The organism is Leclercia sp. 29361 (assembly GCF_011290365.1).
GTDB classification, from domain to species: Bacteria; Pseudomonadota; Gammaproteobacteria; order Enterobacterales; family Enterobacteriaceae; genus Enterobacter; species Enterobacter tamurae.
The window spans coordinates 503,591-521,558 of sequence record NZ_CP049786.1 but is presented as its reverse complement, the minus strand read 5'-3'; the positions used below and the strand labels follow the sequence as shown (position 1 = coordinate 521,558).

Sequence of the window (17,968 nt, the reverse complement as noted above, 5' to 3'; positions counted from 1 at the left end):
CTAAAACTCAAACTGATAGAGCAAATCGAGCGCCTGGTCTACGCCAGACACCGCTTCCAGATATAGCTTAGGCATCAGGCGATAGCGTAACGTGAGTGTCGCCAGCGAGTCAAAGATCCCCACGCCATATTTCACCTGCAGACCCGGCAGTACATAGCCGCTGACCACCACCTGCGAAGAGTCACCGACTCCCTGGGTGTCCAGCGCCAGATTGCTTACGCCAAACGTCTCCCCGATTTTACCCACAACCTGACCACTTTGTGCAACCCCCAGACCGACTAACATTGAGGTCATCGCTGCACTGTCGCTCTGATTGCTGTCCAGACCTTGCCCGCGCAGCAGGTATGAGAGCGCTTCCTGCTGGGACATTGCCGGGTCGGAGAAGATTTCCGCTTTCGGTTCGTCGGCGGTGCCGGTCACGCGCACCCCGGCGATCACGTCATTCTCGGTGGATTCCGGATTACGGATCGCTTCGATATTCAGCAGCGGCTGATCCGGCGGACCGGAGAACAGCAGCTCGCCTTTACGCACGATCAGATCCTGGCCGTAGGCGTGGAAGCGCCCTTCCGGAATGGTGATCTGCCCGTTCAGGCCCAGCCCCTGTTTATCCTGCGCGACCTTCAGATCGCCGGTCAGCCTCGCCTTCAGACCAAAGGCATCCAGCCGCACGTTGTTGCCCACGTGCACGATCAGGTTGCTGTTGATCGGAATCGAAGCCCGCTGCGCCTCTTCCGGCTGCAGATTTTTATCGAGCATCACCTCGTCGCTGGAGACGCCTACCGCGCTCTCCGGCAGGTCATGCACCACGATACGCGCCCAGGGCACGTCAACCCGGCCGTCGAGGGTGAACAGCTGCGGCGTGGCCTCAAAGACCACATCCGGCGAGACGTCCAGACGCACCATCGGCGGCACCGTGATGCGCACCTTGCTGCCCTTGGCCGCCACCCGCGCGCGCCAGTTATCGAGCTGGCTCCAGTCGGCATCGCCGCTAAGGTTGATCTGCCCCTGCTGGGTACGCACCGTCCCGGTCAGGGTCGAACTCATGCCGTTGAAGTTCATCGCCAGCTGGCTCGGCTGCATATCGAATGGCATAAAGTTGCCGTCGATATCCACGCCATTGAGCTGCATCTGCCCAAACAGCTGTGGGCTTTGGGCGTTACCCGCCAGCCGCAGGTTGGCATTCAACATGCCTGCCGCCTTCTCGCCGCGGGAGAAAATGGCATTCGCCATCGCCAGGTTGAGATTGCGGATATTGACGTTGCCGCCCAGGTTGCGCTGCCCTTGCGGATCGGTGACCTGGATCTGGCCGTCAAACTGGCCGTTGTTGGCAAGACGGATCAGCCAGCCCAGCTCGGCGCGGTTGTTATGCAGATCGGCGGTGAGATTGAGGGTGGTAAATGCCAGCGGCAGCGGTGCGTCGTTCACCACCTGGGTGACCTTCACGTTACGCCCGGAAAGCGTGACGTTGCCCTGCGGCAGCCCCGGCTTAGTGGCATCCCAGGCGACATCAGCCTTGCCGCTGAACACGCCGCTGGCCTGGGTCGACTCCGGCATAAACGGCTTGAGCATCGCCAGGTCGAAACGGTTGAGATTGACCACCGCCCGCCCTTCGGCCCCAGCGTCAACGGTCTGTGGCACGCACAGCTCGGCGTTCGGGTTGGTCCAGCAGTGTGGCCCGATGCTGATCTTCTGCTCCGCATTGCGATAATCCAGCGCAATCGATCGGGTTAAAGACCATGGCCCCACCGGGGTGGCGAAGCGGGTGTTATCCAGCGTGCCTTTCCAGCGCATCTCTTTGCGGTCAAAACTGCCCGCCAGGTGCAGCTGGCCGGAGACCGGCTCGCCCTGGACGCGCAGCTGGAGGTCGTGCTGTTTCTCGCTGCCTTTCGCTTCCAGAGTAACCTGACTGAGGTTCACGCCCGGCTGGGAAATACGATCGACGCGCAGGTTGAGATGCCCGGCGATCTGATCGGTGGATTTGACGTCGCCATCAACGCGCAGGCGGGCAATGGTAAGCTCCTGCCAGCGCAGGCCGTTGGCGGTGATATCGGCCAGCAGCTGTGGGGCTTCGACCGTGCCGCGCACTTTCACCAGCCCTTTCGCCGTCCCGCCCAGCCCCGGCAGGGCATTATCAAGATTCGGCGCGTCGATGGTGGCATCCAGATCGAGATCTTTCACCCCCAGCTCGCCCTTGATGTCGGCGGTATTGCGGCCCAGCGCCACGTGCAGACCCGGAATGATCCACTGCAGGTAGCTGTTGCCCTTCAGCGAGCCATTCACGTTGACCTTGTTCTGCTTCACGTTGCCGGTGATTTTCAGCTCCGGGACATCCATCTGCCAGCTGCCGCCGTACAGACTGCCGCGGGTTTTAATCAGCCCGTCGAGCTTCGATGGCCAGTCCGGCACCTCTTTGGCGGTGTTGATCCCGGTGAGCTTCAGCTCCCCGCGCCAGCTGATCGCCTTCTGCCAGTCGAGCAGCGCCGTCAGCTCGGTTTTACCCTCCAGCGCCGCGACCGTCAGCTTATCGAGGTTGATCTGCTGCTCGTTGCCCTTCGCATCAAGGGTAATGCCCGCGGAGGGCAGCCCCTCCCCTTTCACCGCCGTGCGGAACGACAGGGTGTAGTCGGTCATTTTGCCGGTGAGCTTCAGCTTCACGTCATCGGCCTGGTACTGCTTCTCGCCGGTGAAAGGCCAGTAGAGCTGTTCGCTGACCACTTCCAGGTTGAGCGGCAGGCCCGCTTCGGCAAGCCGGGTCTGGCCGCGCAGCACCATATCCACCGGGCCGGAGAGGTTAACGCCAAACTCCAGCTGCTCGCGCAGGGCACCGCCCACCTTCAGCTTCACCTTCTCGCCCTTGATCGGGTCGATGTTCAGGCTGCTGTTAAGGGTGATATCCACCGGCCAGTTATCGCGCAGCTGCGCGTTACCGGTGGCGTTGACGCTTCCCTGGTTGGTATCGATATCCAGCGCATCGAGCTTCATATCGCCGTCGATGCTGCTCACCTTCAGCAGCATGTTGAAGACCGTCAGATCGGTATCGCCGGTCAGACGCAGCTGCTCACCCTTGAACTCCTCGATGTTGAGGTTCAGCGGCAGGTGAACGTCGGTCATCTCCGGCAGGACCGGTTTCGAGAACAGATCTTTCAGCGTTTCGCCCAGCGGCTTCTCTTCCGGCTGCGGGTTCTGAATTTTTGGTTCGACGATCTCTTCCTGCGCCACCTCCGCCACTTTTGGCAGAGCGATCAGCAGCCCCTGCAGGCTGGTCGGGGTCAGGGTCAGGTTCTTCTCCTGCCAGCGCAGGCCGGAGGTGAAGTCCATCACCGACACGGTGGTGTCGTCGATTTTAACGTTGACGTTGTTCAGCGCCACCCGGCTAAGGGCAATCGGGTATGGCGTGGAGAGATCCAGCGGCCCGCTATCCTCTTCGGCGACCTGCTCCGATTGCGGCATTTTTTTCGAATCTATGGTCACGAAGACGTCTTTTAACGACAGATCGTTGATGCACAGGCTGCTGTCGCGCAGACAGCTGAGCTTCACCGCCAGGTGCAGATCCCCGGCGTTGACCGCCACGCCCGGCTGGTCATAGCGGACGTTTTTCAGATGCAGGTCGCGCCAGCCGCCGGTGACCTGGCCAATCTCCAGCCCCGGCACCCAGCGGTTAGCCGCCTTAAACAGCAGATGTAGCCCGCTGGTGGTGCCCACCAGGAAGGCCACCGCAGACAGCAGCAGCAGAATAAACAGCACAACGCCGAGGCTGATTTTCTTCCATAAACTCATAATTCAGGCCCCAGACCGATGTAAAACTGTAAACCGTGCTCATCTTTATCACCCACCGGCACGGCGAAATCGAGCTTGATCGGCCCGACCGGTGACTCCCAGCGCACCCCGACACCGGCGCCGGTTTTGAAGTCGCTGCGGCGGATATCGCTCACCGCCTCCCCGCTGTCGATAAAGGTCGCCCCCCACCATTTTCCGGTGACGTTGTACTGATACTCCAGCGAGCCGGTGGCCAGCTTCGAGGCCCCGATCAGCTTGCCGTCGTCATCTTTTGGCGCGATGGATTTATATTTATAGCCACGAATGCTGCGATCGCCCCCGGCGAAGAAGCGCAGATCCGGCGGCACTTTTTCGAAGTCGCCGGTTTCAATCCAGCCGAGATTGCCGCGCATCACGAAGCGGTGACGATCGTAGAGGGTGCGGATCCAGGCGTTCTGCGCCTGCACTACCACAAAGTCCACATCCGAGCCCCAGGCGGTATTGGAGTAGTCCACCGAATAGCGTTGGGAATCACCCCAGGTCGGCATCAGCCCGCCACGGGAGCGGGTCCGGCTGATCATCACCCCCGGATAGAGCAGCATGGTGGTGTTGGTCACGTTGGCCTGGGTAAAGTGGTCGAGACTCCAGCGCAGGTTAATGGCACGCTGCCAGCCGCTGGAGAGATCCCAGTAGCGCGACACCGCGAGGGTCGTGGAGTCCGCTTCGGTATCGTTCAGATCGGTGCGCTTAAAGCCGCCCTGCACCAGGTAATACTGCTCGAGCGGGTTTTTCAGCAACGGCATTTTATAGCTGAAATCAAGCTGTTGCTCAGGGGCGGAGATACTGGCGTTGGTGGTCAGGCTGTGGCCCCAGGAGTTCATCCACGGCTTTTTCCACGTTGCCTTGACCCGCGGGCCGACGTCGGTGGAGTAACCCACCCCGGTCTCAATGGTGTTCTCGGTACGTGGCGACACCACGCCGTGCAGCGGCAGGACTTTGGTCTGCCGCGCTTTATCAAATTCCGGCGCCACCACCACCGAGTTAAACCAGCCGGTAGCCGACAGGCGGCGGTTGAGCTCGGCCAGATCTTTCGACTGGTAATAGTCGCCCTCTGTGAAGGGGATCAGATTCTGCAGGTACTCGTCGCGGATCTGCGACCCTTCAAAGGTGACGTCGCCAAAGCGGTAGCGTTCCCCGCTGTCGTAATCGATATCCCAGAACGCCTGATGCCGGTCGAGGGAGACGCCGAGCTGGCTTTTATTGAACTGGCTGTCGAAGTAGCCTTTGCGCAGCGCCACTTTCGTCAGATCTTTTTTGAAGCCGTCATAGTCGCTGTGATTGAGCACGGTGCCGTTCTTCGGGCGCGTACTCAACAGATCAAGGTAGTCATGATCCGTGCGCGCGCCGCCGCGCAGCACCACATCGGTACCGCCGATCAGCACCGGCTCACCCGGCTTGACGCGGGCAATCAGCACCTGCCGACCTTTGGCCGGAGGTGGACGCAGTTCGAAGTCGATAGTCGGTTCGTAGTAGCCGAGCGCTTTTAAACCGCCGCGGATAGCATCATCCACGCGGGCGCGGAAGCGACGGTCTGGCGTCACTTCGTCGCTCTCGATCGTGGAGAGCTGTGCGCGGACGTTTTTTTGCAGCGCGCCGGATAACCCCTCAACCTGCAGACGAACATTCGCCGCGTCGGCGATTCCGCTTGTCAGCAAGAGACTGACAAAACATAACTGGCGGATTTTTGGCACGTTTTCTCCTGAATATCCTTGTTTCCACCCCTGGAAGCAGATGAAGTGCCGCTCCGCAGCAGATCACGGCATAAAGCCCAAAACCCAATTTACGGGTTGAAAAATGGTTAAACACCCTAATATTTCTTATGTTTAAATCTAGACTCATTCACCGCATTTATTGTGTTCAATTAAACGCGTCGTGACAACCTTAACCCAAACATCACCTGCCCGGAGGTCACACCGTGAGTTTATTCGATAAAAAGCACCTTGTTGCTCAGGCGGAGGCATTGCCGGGACGTAACACCCCGATGCCCGTCGCCACCCTGCACGCCGTGAACGGTCACTCAATGACCAACGTCCCGGACGGCATGGCCATCGCCCTGTTCGCAATGGGCTGCTTCTGGGGCGTGGAGCGCCTGTTCTGGCAGCTGCCGGGCGTCTATAGCACCGCGGCGGGCTACACCGGCGGCTATACCCCTAACCCAACCTATCGCGAAGTCTGCTCCGGCCAGACCGGTCATGCCGAGGCGGTGCGCGTGGTGTATGACCCGAACGTCATCAGCTACGAACAGCTGTTACAGGTGTTCTGGGAAAATCACGATCCGGCGCAAGGTATGCGTCAGGGCAATGACCACGGCACCCAGTACCGCTCGGCGATCTATCCGCTGACCCCGGAACAGGATACCGCGGCCCGCGACAGCCTGGCACGCTTCCAGCAGGCGATGCTCGCTGCCAACGACGACCGTCAGGTGACCACCGAGATCGCCACCGCACTGCCGTTCTACTACGCGGAAGACGATCACCAGCAGTACCTGCACAAAAATCCGTACGGCTACTGCGGCATCGGTGGTATTGGCGTTTGCCTGCCGCCGCAGCTGGCATAACAATAAACCGGTTCTGCCTGTTTGCGGGCAGAACTGGCTCAAAAAGTGATCTCTGGCGACTTTACAGTTCGTTACGCTATACTAGCCGCTGAAATAACCGGCCTACCGCTTCGGACCGGTGTTCATAAACGCTACAACCCTGTATGACCAACTTCCCTCCGAGGATCTGGCGAGAAGCCGGATAAGATATGTTAAACAGTATTTTAGTAATACTTTGTCTGATAGCCGTCAGTGCATTTTTCTCAATTTCAGAAATTTCTCTGGCCGCATCCCGTAAAATCAAACTCAAACTGCTCGCCGATGATGGCGATATCAATGCTCAACGCGTGCTGAAAATGCAGGAAAACCCGGGGATGTTCTTCACCGTGGTGCAAATCGGCCTCAACGCGGTCGCCATTCTTGGCGGTATCGTCGGTGATGCGGCGTTTTCACCGGTGTTTTATAGCGTCTTCTCCCGCTACTTCTCCCCCGAACTCTCCGACCAGCTGAGCTTTATTCTCTCCTTCTCCCTGGTGACTGGCCTGTTCATTCTGTTTGCCGATTTGACCCCGAAACGCATCGGTATGATTGCGCCCGAAGCCGTGGCTTTGCGCATCATCAACCCGATGCGCTTCTGCCTGTATGTGTTCCGCCCGCTGGTGTGGTTCTTCAACGGCCTGGCGAACACTATCTTCCGCCTGTTCAAGCTGCCGATGGTGCGTAAAGACGACATCACCTCTGATGATGTCTACGCGGTGTTCGAAGCGGGTGCGCTGGCGGGTGTGCTGCGTAAGCAGGAGCATGAGCTGATCGAGAACGTGTTTGAACTGGAGTCGCGTACCGTGCCGTCGTCAATGACCGGCCGTGAGAACGTGATCTGGTTTGATCTGCACGAAGACGAGCAGAGTCTGAAGAACAAGGTGGCGGAACATCCGCACTCCAAGTTCCTGGTCTGTAATGAGGATATCGACCACATCATCGGTTACGTGGACTCCAAAGACCTGCTGAACCGCGTGCTGGCGAACCAGAGTCTGGCCCTGAACAGCGGCGTGCAGATCCGCAATACGCTGATTGTTCCGGATACCCTGACGCTCTCTGAAGCGCTGGAAAGTTTCAAAACCGCCGGGGAAGACTTCGCGGTGATCATGAACGAATACGCGCTGGTGGTAGGGATCATCACCCTCAATGACGTAATGACTACCCTGATGGGCGATCTGGTGGGTCAGGGTCTGGAAGAGCAGATTGTGGCCCGCGATGAGAACTCATGGCTGGTGGACGGCGGTACGCCGATTGACGACGTCATGCGCGTGCTGGATATCGACGAGTTCCCGCAGTCCGGCAACTACGAGACCATTGGCGGCTTTATGATGTTTATGCTGCGTAAGATCCCGAAACGCACCGACTCGGTGAAGTTCTCGGGCTACAAGTTCGAAGTGGTGGATATCGACAACTACCGCATCGACCAGCTGCTGGTGACGCGCATCGACAACAAGCCGACCGTGCTGGTGCCGAAACTGCCGGACGCCGAAGAGAACGCTTCGGCCTAAGCCAGAAACATCAACGGCTCCCTCTGGGAGCCGTTTTTTTTACAGCTTTATTACTGCATAGCACGTTGGTTAAGCCATCTCAGTTTGCAGACGCATAACCTGACGGTTGACTTCGGACATCACAGAAAAGTGCTGTTTATCCTTCACTTTCGGGACAAGGATTTTGCCCTTATCAAACTCAAAAGCGCCAACATCCTTGATATACAACCGTCCACGGAACAGGATTTTTACGTATTTCGCCACCTGAAGCGGATTGTAGCGTTGAAAAATTTTCATTCTATTATCTCCTGCGAATCATACGCTCTTGCGGCACCACAATCGGGCCGACTCTCTGGAGCGCAAATTTATTGCCCAATGACTATAGTCCAGAAAAACAGTGATACCCAGTCTGCATAAGTTTATTTACCTTTTGATGACAAATAATCAGAATATTCTTTGCAATGGTAACTTTCGGACAGTATAAGCCTTCGTTTTTGTGCAGATATGTGCGTTCCCCCTCACTCTGGCACCGGGATTGCGGGTAAATCGCCGCGATCGCACATATGATTAAAACGTCAGACCAAGTGGTCGGATCACCTGCTAAAAAAATAAGGAAACACCATGACCCTACGTAACATTCTGGCAACCGCCTGCCTGATGCTGCCACTGATGGCTTCCGCACACAGTTTTGAGAAGGGACAACGTGTGCCGCCGGTGGGCATCGCCGACCGGGGAGAATTGATCCTCGACAATAATGAGTTTAGCTACAAAAAATGGAATAGCGCGCAGCTCCCAGGCAAAGTGCGAGTTGTGCTGCATATTGCCGGTCGCTCATCGGCAAAAGAGAAAAACGCAACCTTAATTGAAGCGATCAAGTCGGCAAATTTACCTAAAGATCGCTACCAGACCACCACCATTGTGAACACCGATGATGCGATTCCGGGCTCCGCCATGTTTGTGCGTAGCAGCCTCGAGAGCAATAAAAAGCTCTATCCGTGGTCACAGATTATCGTCGACAGTAACGGCACGGCGCGCGGCGCATGGCAGCTGAAAGAGGAAAGTTCGGCGATTGCAGTGCTGGATAAAGAGGGTCGCATTCAGTGGGCGAAAGACGGGGCGCTGACCCAGGAAGAGGTGCAGCAGGTAACTACCCTGCTGCATAAGCTCGTCGGTCAGTAAAGCGAGACCCGGAAGCCGGGATTGAGGAAGGACTCACGCGGGGTATAGTCGAGCGGCTTGCCCTGCCAGTCGTGAACGTGCGCCCCCGCAGCGGCGGCAACGGCATGACCTGCCGCCGTATCCCAGACGTTGGTTGGCCCGAAACGGGGATAGAGTTGCGCCTGCCCTTCCGCCACCAGGCAGAACTTCAGCGAGGAGCCGATCGACGTCGTCTGATGCTCACCCAGCTGATGCAGGTACTCCTGCAGTTCGTTATCCGCGTGCGAGCGGCTGATCACCACCAGCGGTGGCCGGGCATCACGCACCTGAATCTGCTTGCGCACGCCGCACTCATCTTTCCACGCTTTGCCGTCGGCAGCGCTGTACATCACCTTCAGTACCGGGGCATAGACCACACCCAGCACCGCTTTGCCTTTCTCAATCAGGGCAATGTTCACGGTGAATTCACCATTACGTTTGATGAACTCCTTGGTGCCGTCCAGCGGGTCGACCAGCCAGTAACGCTGCCAGTGCTGGCGCTCTTCCCAGGGCTGAGGATCTTCTTCGGACAGCACCGGAATATCAGGCGTCAGCGCCTGCAAGCCCTGGAGGATCACCCCGTGCGCCGCGAGATCGGCGGCGGTCACCGGTGAGTCATCGATTTTTTGGATCACGTCCATCGGGATTTTGCCATCATAGACCTGCATAATGGCATCGCCCGCATCCCGTGCGAGCTGACAAATTTTATCTAACATTCTCCACCTCTTTGTTAACACAGTGGGTTTAACTCTTTGTTTTATTTATATCGCATTGTGAATAAATCCGCTATCTGTGAAGCAATTCCGGTTTCAGGGCACTTTTTTCTGGCAGGATTCACAATTCTGTAAGCAAAAAAATATAGATACATATTCTTTTGTGGCCTGGTTCAAAAAAAGGACTCCTCTGATGATTAAGTTTAGCGCAACGCTCCTGGCGACGCTGATTGCGGCGAGCGTACAGGCAGCGACGGTCGATCTCCGCATTCTGGAAACCACCGACCTGCACAGCAATATGATGGACTTCGACTACTACAAAGATGCGCCGACGGAAAAATTCGGCCTGGTGCGCACTGCCAGCCTGATTAATGCCGCTCGTAGCGAAGTGAAAAACAGCGTCCTGGTCGATAACGGAGACTTAATTCAGGGTAGTCCGCTTGGCGATTACATGGCGGCGAAAGGTCTGAAAAAGGGCGATATCCATCCGGTTTATAAGGCGCTGAACACCCTGGATTACGCGGTAGGTAACCTCGGTAACCACGAATTCAACTACGGGCTGGATTATCTGCACATGGCGCTCTCTGGGGCCAAATTCCCGTACGTTAACGCTAATATCATCGACGTTAAGACCAACAAACCGCTGTTTACGCCTTATCTGATCAAAGAGACCACCGTAGTCGATCAGGATGGAAAACCGCAGACCCTGAAGATCGGCTATATCGGCTTTGTGCCGCCGCAGATCATGACCTGGGATAAAGCCAACCTGAGCGGCAAAGTGACGGTTAACGACATTACCGAAACCGCCCGTCAGTATGTGCCGGAGATGCGCGAGAAAGGCGCCGATCTGGTGGTGGTGGTGGCGCACTCCGGTCTCTCTGCCGATCCGTATCAGGCGATGGCGGAAAACTCGGTCTATTACCTCAGCGAAGTGAAAGGCGTCGACGCCATTCTCTTCGGTCACGCCCACGCGGTGTTCCCGGGCAAAGATTTCGCCAATATCAAAGGGGCGGACATTGCCAAAGGGACGCTGAACGGCGTGCCGGCGGTGATGCCGGGCATGTGGGGCGATCACCTGGGGGTGGTCGATCTGGTGCTGAATAATGACGGCGGTAAATGGCAGGTGACGGAGTCGAAGGCCGAAGCGCGGCCGATTTACGATCTGGCCGCCAAAAAAGCGCTGGTGGGCGAGGATAAAAAGATCGTCGAGGTGCTGAAGCACGACCACGACGCCACCCGCGAGTTTGTCAGCAAACCGATCGGCAACGCTTCCGACAACATGTACAGCTACCTGTCGCTGGTGCAGGACGATCCTACCGTGCAGGTGGTGAACCTGGCGCAGAAAGCCTACGTGGAACGCTATATTCAGGGCGACCCGGACCTGGCGAAACTGCCGGTGCTCTCCGCCGCCGCGCCGTTTAAGGTGGGCGGACGCAAGAACGATCCGGCCAGCTATGTCGAAGTGGAGAAAGGCCAGCTGACCTTCCGTAACGCCGCCGATCTCTATCTCTATCCGAACACCCTGGTGGTGGTTAAAGCCACCGGCCAGGAGGTGAAGGAGTGGCTGGAGTGCTCAGCCGGGCAGTTCAACCAGATCGATACCAACAGCACTCAACCGCAGGCGCTGATCAACTGGGACGGGTTCCGCACCTATAACTTCGACGTCATCGACGGCGTGGAATACCAGATTGATGTCTCCCAGCCAGCGAAATATGACGGCGAGTGCCAGGTGGTGAATGCCCAGGCGGAGCGCATCAAGAACCTGACCTTCAACGGCAAGCCGATCGATCCAAAAGCGACCTTCCTGGTAGCCACCAATAACTACCGCGCCTACGGCGGCAAGTTTGCCGGGACCGGTGACAGTCACATCGCCTTCGCCTCCCCGGACGAGAACCGCTCGGTGCTGGCGGCGTGGATCGGTGAGCAGTCGAAAAAGGCAGGTGAAATCCACCCGGCAGCGGATAACAACTGGCGCCTGGCGCCGATCCACAGCAACGTGAAGCTGGATATTCGCTTTGAAACCGCGCCATCCGAAAAAGCGGCGGCGTTTATCAAAGAGAAAGCGCAGTATCCGATGCAGCAGGTAGCCACCGATGAGATCGGATTTGCGATTTATCAGGTGGATTTAAGCAAGTAGCAGCAAGTGCGGTTTTGTAGGCCGGGTAAGGCGCAGCCGCCACCCGGCAATTAAGCCGCACGCTCCCCCCGATTACTCATCACCTGCGGTAAATTCAGCTCAATCCAGTCGGCCAGCGCCGCCACCTTCTCGCTCACCTCTTCCCCCAGCGGCGTCAGGCTGTACTCCACGTGCGGAGGCACCACCGGGTACGACACGCGATTGATAAAGCCATCCTGTTCCAGAGCCTGCAGCGACTGGGCCAGCATCTTCTCGCTCACCCCGCCCATCTTGCGCCGCAGATCGCTAAAGCGATGGGTGCCCTGACGCAGTGCCACCAGGATCAGCACGCCCCAGCGGCTGGTGACATGCTTAAGCACATCCCGGGAAGGGCACTGCTCGGCAAAGAGATTGCCGTCGCGCAACTGCTCGCTGAGGGTTGGATTGGTCATTTAATACTTACCTTTTTGTACGTACTTACTAAAAGTTAGTTTGGGTGGTAGTGTGCCACAACATTCACACGAGACGAAGGATATTCATCATGATCGCGATTACCGGCGCTACCGGCCAGCTTGGCCAACTCGTTATTGAACAGCTGCTGAAAACCGTTCCGGCCAGCCAGCTGGTCGCCATTGTGCGTAACCCGGCGAAAGCTGACGCGCTGAGCCAGCAAGGGGTGATCGTCCGTCAGGCCGATTACACCGACCAGGCCGCCCTTACCGCCGCACTCGCGGGCGTGGATAAACTGCTGCTGATCTCCTCCAGTGAAGTGGGCCAGCGCGCGCCGCAGCATCAGAACGTGATTAACGCGGCAAAGGCGGCGGGGGTGAAATTTATCGCCTACACCAGCCTGCTGCATGCCGACACCTCACCGCTGGGGCTGCACGTGGAGCACGTCGACACCGAAAAAGCGCTGGCACAATCCGGCATTCCTTACGCCCTGCTGCGTAACGGCTGGTATACCGAAAACTACCTTGCCAGCGCCCCACCAGCGCTGGAGCACGGGGTATTCATCGGCTCTGCGGGTGAGGGCAAAATCGCCTCTGCTACTCGCGCCGACTATGCCGCCGCCGCGGCCCGGGTTATCAGCGAAGAGGGTCATGCCGGGAAAGTGTATGAGCTGGCGGGTGACCAGGCGTGGACGTTAAGCGACCTGGCTGCCGAACTCAGCCGCCAGAGCGGGAAAAACGTGGCGTACCAGAACCTGAGCGAGGCCGATTTTGCCGCCGCGCTGAAGGGCGTGGGCTTGCCGGCGGCCCTGGCGGATATGCTGGCCGACTCCGATGTGGGTGCCTCGAAAGGCGGTCTGTTTGATGACAGCCGCACCCTGAGCGCGCTGCTGGGTCGCCCGACCACGACGCTGGCCGAGAGCGTGAAAGGCATCCTGTAATTGTTAAAATGTGGTTAATTATTGTGGCATCCCCGCGGGTCATCTCTGATAATGAAATCTGACCCGCGAGGAGGCTCACCGTGCAAGGCGTACCCGAACAGTTCTTCGATGAGAGAGACAGCGCGCGCTTTCGCCATCTGGCGCAGCTGCCGGGCGTAGAGCTGTATCACGCCCATATCTCACGCTACGCCTTTGAGCCGCACACCCACGAGGCCTTCGGTATCGGCGCTATTGAAGCCGGTGCCGAGCGCTTTCGCTATCGCGGGACCCAGTACGTGGCCCCCGTCCATTCCGTTGTCACCATGAATCCCGATGAGCTGCATACCGGCGAGGCCGAGACCGCCGACGGCTGGCGCTACCGGATGATCTACCTCGAGCCAGATCTGCTGGAAGAGGTCACAGGCATTCGTCACTGGTGGTTTAGCGACGTGACCCGCCACGATCCGCTCCGTTCGCAGCAGATTGGTCAGCTGATCTATGGCCTGTGGCACACCGACGATCCGCTGGCGCAAAAAGGTCTGCTGCTGGATCTGATTGATACCTTCCAGCCGCTGGCGCGTCATGCTCCGGTATTGCCTGAAGGGGCGCATCGCTTCGAGCGCGTGCGCGACTATCTGCATGACAACTATATGCACTCCCTGACGCTTGATGAGCTGGCGCAGGTGGTGTCCCTCAGCCCGTACCATTTTCAGCGCCAGTTCAAGGCCCACTTTCACGTCACGCCCCATCAGATGCTGATGGCGATCCGCCTGTGGCGCGCCAAAGCCTTTCTTACGCAGGGCCTGCCAGCGGCAGAGGTGGCCGCCGCAACGGGTCTGACCGATCAGTCGCACCTGACCCGGGCGTTTACCCGTCGGTACGGCATCACTCCCGTGCGCTACCAGAAACAGGTCGCGAAGCGCTAATGCGCAATCTCATACAATACGCCCCCCTTCTGCCCTTCTACACTGCCAGCAGGTTTAGCGAAAATGGATACGAAAATGGTTAGCGGCGTGGTGTATGCCCTGCTTGCAGGGTTAATGTGGGGGCTGATTTTTGTCGGCCCGCTGATTGTGCCGGAGTACCCGGCGGCGTTGCAGTCGATGGGGCGCTATCTGGCGCTGGGGCTAATCGCCCTGCCGATCGCCTGGCTGGGCCGGGCGCGGTTACGCCAGCTTTCGCGCCAGGACTGGCTGACCGCCCTCGCGCTGACCATGATGGGCAACCTGATCTATTACATCTGCCTGGCGAGCGCCATCCAGCGCACCGGGGCACCCGTCTCGACGATGATCATCGGCACGCTGCCGGTGGTGATCCCGATGTTCGCCAATCTGCTCTACAGTCAGCGCGATGGCAAACTGGCATGGTCAAAGATGGTGCCCGGCCTGGTGGCGATTGCGCTGGGGCTGGCCTGCGTCAACATTGCCGAGCTGCGTCACGGCGTGGCCGGGGGCAGCGGCTGGCGCTATGTCTCGGGGATCCTGCTGGCGTCGGTGTCGGTGGTCTGCTGGGCGTGGTATGCCCTGCGTAATGCCCGCTGGCTGCGGGAAAATCCGGACAAACATCCGATGATGTGGGCCACCGCTCAGGCGTTGGTGACGCTGCCGGTGTCGCTGCTGGGCTATCTCGCCGCCTGCGCCTGGCTGAATGTGCAGCAGCCGGACTTTGCCCTGCCGCTGGGGCCACGGCCCTGGGTCTTTCTCGGGCTGATGGTGGTGATTGCTGTCTGCTGCTCGTGGGTGGGTGCGCTGTGCTGGAACGTCGCCAGCCAGAAATTACCGACGGTGATTTTAGGGCCGTTGATCGTTTTCGAAACCCTGGCCGGGCTGTTGTATACCTTTTTGATGCGCCAGAGCCTGCCGCCGCTGTTAACCGGGACGGGGATTGTGTTGCTGGTGGTGGGAGTGGTGATCGCGGTAAGTGCGAAGCCGGAAAAACCGGCAGTAGTGCCGGTTTCGTAGTTCCGTAGGCCGGGTAAGGCGAAGCCGCCACCCGGCATCTGTCAGCATTTGTAGGCCGGGTAAGCGTTAGCGCCACCCGGCATCTGTCAGAAGGTTTCCCAGTTAGCGTCCGTGGTCGCCAGCACCGGTTTTGCTTTTGCAGTATAGGTTTTCACGGGCGCCGCTTTGGCTGCCTGGCCGTGGACGATCTTAAACACCGCCACCGCCTCGTTCAGACGTGCCGCCTGCTCTTCCAGCGCCGCCGCTGCCGCTGCGGACTCCTCAACCAGCGAGGCGTTCTGCTGGGTCACACGATCCATCTCGGCGACCGCCTGGCCTACCTGATCAATCCCGCGGCTCTGCTCATCCGAGGCGGAAGCGATTTCGCCCATGATGTCGGTCACGCGGGTCACGGCGCTGACGATTTCCGCCATCGTCGCTCCGGCTTCATTCACCAGCGCGGAGCCCGCACTGACGCGCGCGCCGGAGTCGTCGATCAGGCCTTTGATCTCTTTCGCGGCCTGGGCGCTGCGCTGGGCCAGAGTACGTACTTCCCCGGCAACTACCGCAAACCCACGCCCCTGCTCGCCGGCACGTGCCGCTTCTACCGCCGCGTTCAGCGCCAGAATGTTGGTCTGGAAGGCAATGCCGTCAATCACGTTGGTGATCTGGGCAATCTTGCTGGAGCTGGTAGCGATCTCGTCCATGGTGCGCACTACGCCTTCAACCACGTTACCGCCTTTCTTCGCGGTAGAGGAAGCGTCCAGGGCCAGGCGTGACGCCTGACGAGCGTTATCGGCGTTCTGCTTCACGGTGGCCGTTAACTGCTCCATGCTGGCCGCCGTCTCTTCCAGAGAGGCCGCCTGCTGCTCGGTACGGGAAGAGAGATCGTTGCTGCCTGCGGAGATTTCACCGGCACCGGTGTAAATGGTATCCGCCCCATCGCGGACCACGCCTACGGTATTGGCCAGCGCCTTTTGCATCTCGTCAACATTGCGTGCCAGCATCGCCATTTCGTTCTGGCCGTGGGCATTGACCGGCTGGGTCAGGTCGCCGGCGGCAATAGCGCGAATATGGGCAATGACCTCATGCAGCGGCTTCAGCAGCACGTTGCGCATGGCGATCCAGCTGGCGACAATCACCGCCACCACAATCACCATAATGGATGAGAGGATCCACAGGATACGCTGGTAGTCATTCTCGTTATCGGTGATGCCCGCGCGGGTCAACTTCGCCTGCGCCTCACGCCATTCGCGGTATACCGCCTGCATCGCCACCTGCTTCTTCTCGGCATTCTGCTTGAACATATCGTCCAGCTTGCCCTCGGCCAGCAGCTCGTTCATTTTCGCCAGCGTGGTGTGGTAAGCGCGATACTGCTCTTCCAGCCGCTCCGCCAGCTTCTCATCCATGCCCGGTGTTTCCGGCAGGGCATAATATTTGTCGTAATGGCCCTGCGCCTCGGCCAACAGCGCTTTTGCGGCAGTGACCAGCTCACCCAGCTGCGTGCCGTTGATCTCGGTCGCCGTGCTGCTTTGCAGACGGAGCATGCCGCGGTTAAGGGTAACGCGCGCCTGGTTCAGGCTGATCCACGCGTCGGTAAACTCTGCCACGTTCTGGCTGGACAGCTGGGAGACGGTGAAATTGTCCTTATCATTATTCAGGGCATTGATAAAAACTGTCGCGGCGATGATTTGCATCAGTCCGAGCACCAGCAGTACCGAGACTAACAGGGTGATTACTTTAATCCGTTTAAACATTCTTAACCTTATGTGCAGGACATTGTCTGTGGAGGACATATCGGCAAAGCAGGCGTGTTATTTAACGTTTCGTGGTCTAACCACCCTGTTTTTCGGAAATAATTAAATCCTTTCAGCAAGTTAAAACATAAGAAAGTTTTTAGAATGGCCCGCTTTTTTACCCTCTGCTCCTAAAGGGTTATATCCTCGCCTTAAAGATGCATTTAAAATACATCTTATCAAATAACGATGAGGTAACGACCATGGCCTTCCGCGACCAACCTTTAGGCGAGCTGGCGCTCTCCATCCCACGCGCTTCTGCGCTGTTTCGTAAATACGATATGGATTACTGCTGCGGCGGTAAGCAAACCCTGGCGCGTGCGGCATCGCGTAAGGAACTGGATCTGGACCTCATCGAAGCTGAACTGGCGAAACTGGCTGAGCAGCCGCTGGAAAAAGACTGGCGCAGCGTGGCGCTGGGCGAAATCATCAATCACATTATCGTCCGCTACCATGACCGTCACCGCGAACAGCTGCCGGAACTAATCCTGCAGGCGACCAAAGTTGAACGCGTCCATGCGGAAAAAGCCTCTGTTCCGCGCGGCCTGGCGAAAAATCTGACCATGCTGCACGAAGAGCTATCCAGCCACATGATGAAAGAGGAGCAGATCCTGTTCCCGATGATTAAACAGGGGATGGGTAGTCAGGCGATGGGGCCTATCAGCGTGATGGAAAGCGAGCATGACGACGCGGGTGAACTGGTGGAGGTGATCAAACATATCACCAATAACGTCACCCCACCGGCGGATGCCTGCACCACCTGGCGCGCGATGTATAACGGGATTAACGAGATGATCGACGATCTGATGGAGCACATCAGCCTCGAGAATAACGTGCTGTTCCCGCGGGCGCTGGCCGGGGAATAAAAAAGCCGCTGCGGCCTGATGCCCTCACCCCGCCCCTCTCCCACAGGGAGAGGGAGAACACATAAAAAACGGCAACCGACGTTGCCGTTTTGC

14 protein-coding genes are annotated in these 17,968 nt (G+C 58.3%); 8 read left to right on the top strand and 6 right to left on the bottom strand.

Features of this window, described 5'->3' with window-relative positions:
* On the bottom strand, nucleotides 1-3,777 hold the full coding sequence (gene tamB / locus G7090_RS02485; RefSeq protein ID WP_166181409.1) for an autotransporter assembly complex protein TamB: 3,777 nt from the start codon (nucleotides 3,775-3,777) through the stop codon (nucleotides 1-3).
* Complete coding sequence (gene tamA, locus G7090_RS02480; RefSeq protein WP_166181408.1) at nucleotides 3,774-5,507, bottom strand: autotransporter assembly complex protein TamA; 1,734 nt, start codon at nucleotides 5,505-5,507, stop codon at nucleotides 3,774-3,776. The genes tamB and tamA overlap by 4 nt, the downstream gene beginning before the upstream one ends.
* Nucleotides 5,508-5,731: 224 nt before the next feature.
* On the opposite strand from tamA, the gene msrA reads away from it, so the two are divergent.
* Nucleotides 5,732-6,373, top strand: a complete 642-nt coding sequence (msrA, locus tag G7090_RS02475) for a peptide-methionine (S)-S-oxide reductase MsrA (protein WP_106994076.1) — start codon at nucleotides 5,732-5,734, stop codon at nucleotides 6,371-6,373.
* 188 nt (nucleotides 6,374-6,561) lie between these two features.
* Nucleotides 6,562-7,899 carry a hemolysin family protein gene (locus G7090_RS02470; protein WP_106994075.1) on the top strand — a complete coding sequence of 446 codons (1,338 nt, stop codon included), beginning with the start codon at nucleotides 6,562-6,564 and terminating at the stop codon, nucleotides 7,897-7,899.
* 69 nt (nucleotides 7,900-7,968) lie between these two features.
* Here the strand turns inward: G7090_RS02470 and G7090_RS02465 are convergent, their stop codons facing one another.
* A complete protein-coding gene (locus G7090_RS02465; protein WP_032616223.1) occupies nucleotides 7,969-8,175 on the bottom strand; it encodes a DUF1107 domain-containing protein in 207 nt (68 codons plus the stop codon).
* 324 nt (nucleotides 8,176-8,499) lie between these two features.
* Here G7090_RS02465 and G7090_RS02460 point away from each other — a divergent pair, with 324 nt between their 5' ends.
* Nucleotides 8,500-9,057, top strand: a complete 558-nt coding sequence (locus G7090_RS02460) for a YtfJ family protein (protein WP_166181407.1) — start codon at nucleotides 8,500-8,502, stop codon at nucleotides 9,055-9,057.
* Here the strand turns inward: G7090_RS02460 and cysQ are convergent.
* Nucleotides 9,051-9,791, bottom strand: a complete 741-nt coding sequence (gene cysQ, locus G7090_RS02455; RefSeq protein WP_166181406.1) for a 3'(2'),5'-bisphosphate nucleotidase CysQ — start codon at nucleotides 9,789-9,791, stop codon at nucleotides 9,051-9,053. The genes G7090_RS02460 and cysQ overlap by 7 nt on opposite strands.
* Nucleotides 9,792-9,981: 190 nt before the next feature.
* On the opposite strand from cysQ, the gene G7090_RS02450 reads away from it, so the two are divergent.
* Entirely contained in the window at nucleotides 9,982-11,925 is a 1,944-nt protein-coding gene (locus G7090_RS02450) for a bifunctional 2',3'-cyclic-nucleotide 2'-phosphodiesterase/3'-nucleotidase (protein WP_166181405.1), read from the top strand.
* A gap of 50 nt (nucleotides 11,926-11,975) precedes the next feature.
* Here the strand turns inward: G7090_RS02450 and G7090_RS02445 are convergent, their stop codons facing one another.
* Nucleotides 11,976-12,356 (bottom strand): helix-turn-helix domain-containing protein, encoded by a 381-nt coding sequence (locus G7090_RS02445; RefSeq protein ID WP_106994071.1) that lies wholly within the window; start codon nucleotides 12,354-12,356, stop codon nucleotides 11,976-11,978.
* 89 nt (nucleotides 12,357-12,445) lie between these two features.
* Here G7090_RS02445 and G7090_RS02440 point away from each other — a divergent pair, with 89 nt between their 5' ends.
* The 3 genes from G7090_RS02440 (at nucleotide 12,446) to G7090_RS02430 (ending at nucleotide 15,234) form a co-directional block, all read left to right on the top strand.
* The gene (locus G7090_RS02440; RefSeq protein ID WP_166181404.1) at nucleotides 12,446-13,294 is read left to right on the top strand and encodes an SDR family oxidoreductase; all 849 of its coding nucleotides are present in this window, start codon (nucleotides 12,446-12,448) and stop codon (nucleotides 13,292-13,294) included.
* Nucleotides 13,295-13,374: 80 nt separating this feature from the next.
* The gene (locus G7090_RS02435) at nucleotides 13,375-14,199 is read left to right on the top strand and encodes an AraC family transcriptional regulator (protein WP_166181403.1); all 825 of its coding nucleotides are present in this window, start codon (nucleotides 13,375-13,377) and stop codon (nucleotides 14,197-14,199) included.
* 75 nt (nucleotides 14,200-14,274) lie between these two features.
* Entirely contained in the window at nucleotides 14,275-15,234 is a 960-nt protein-coding gene (locus G7090_RS02430) for a DMT family transporter (RefSeq protein WP_166185061.1), read from the top strand.
* A gap of 86 nt (nucleotides 15,235-15,320) precedes the next feature.
* Here the strand turns inward: G7090_RS02430 and G7090_RS02425 are convergent, their stop codons facing one another.
* On the bottom strand, nucleotides 15,321-16,970 hold the full coding sequence (locus tag G7090_RS02425) for a methyl-accepting chemotaxis protein (RefSeq protein ID WP_106994068.1): 1,650 nt from the start codon (nucleotides 16,968-16,970) through the stop codon (nucleotides 15,321-15,323).
* Between the two features lie 242 nt (nucleotides 16,971-17,212).
* Between G7090_RS02425 and ytfE the strand changes: the two genes are divergently transcribed.
* On the top strand, nucleotides 17,213-17,875 hold the full coding sequence (gene ytfE, locus G7090_RS02420; protein WP_106994067.1) for an iron-sulfur cluster repair protein YtfE: 663 nt from the start codon (nucleotides 17,213-17,215) through the stop codon (nucleotides 17,873-17,875).
* Nucleotides 17,876-17,968 lie beyond the last annotated feature (93 nt).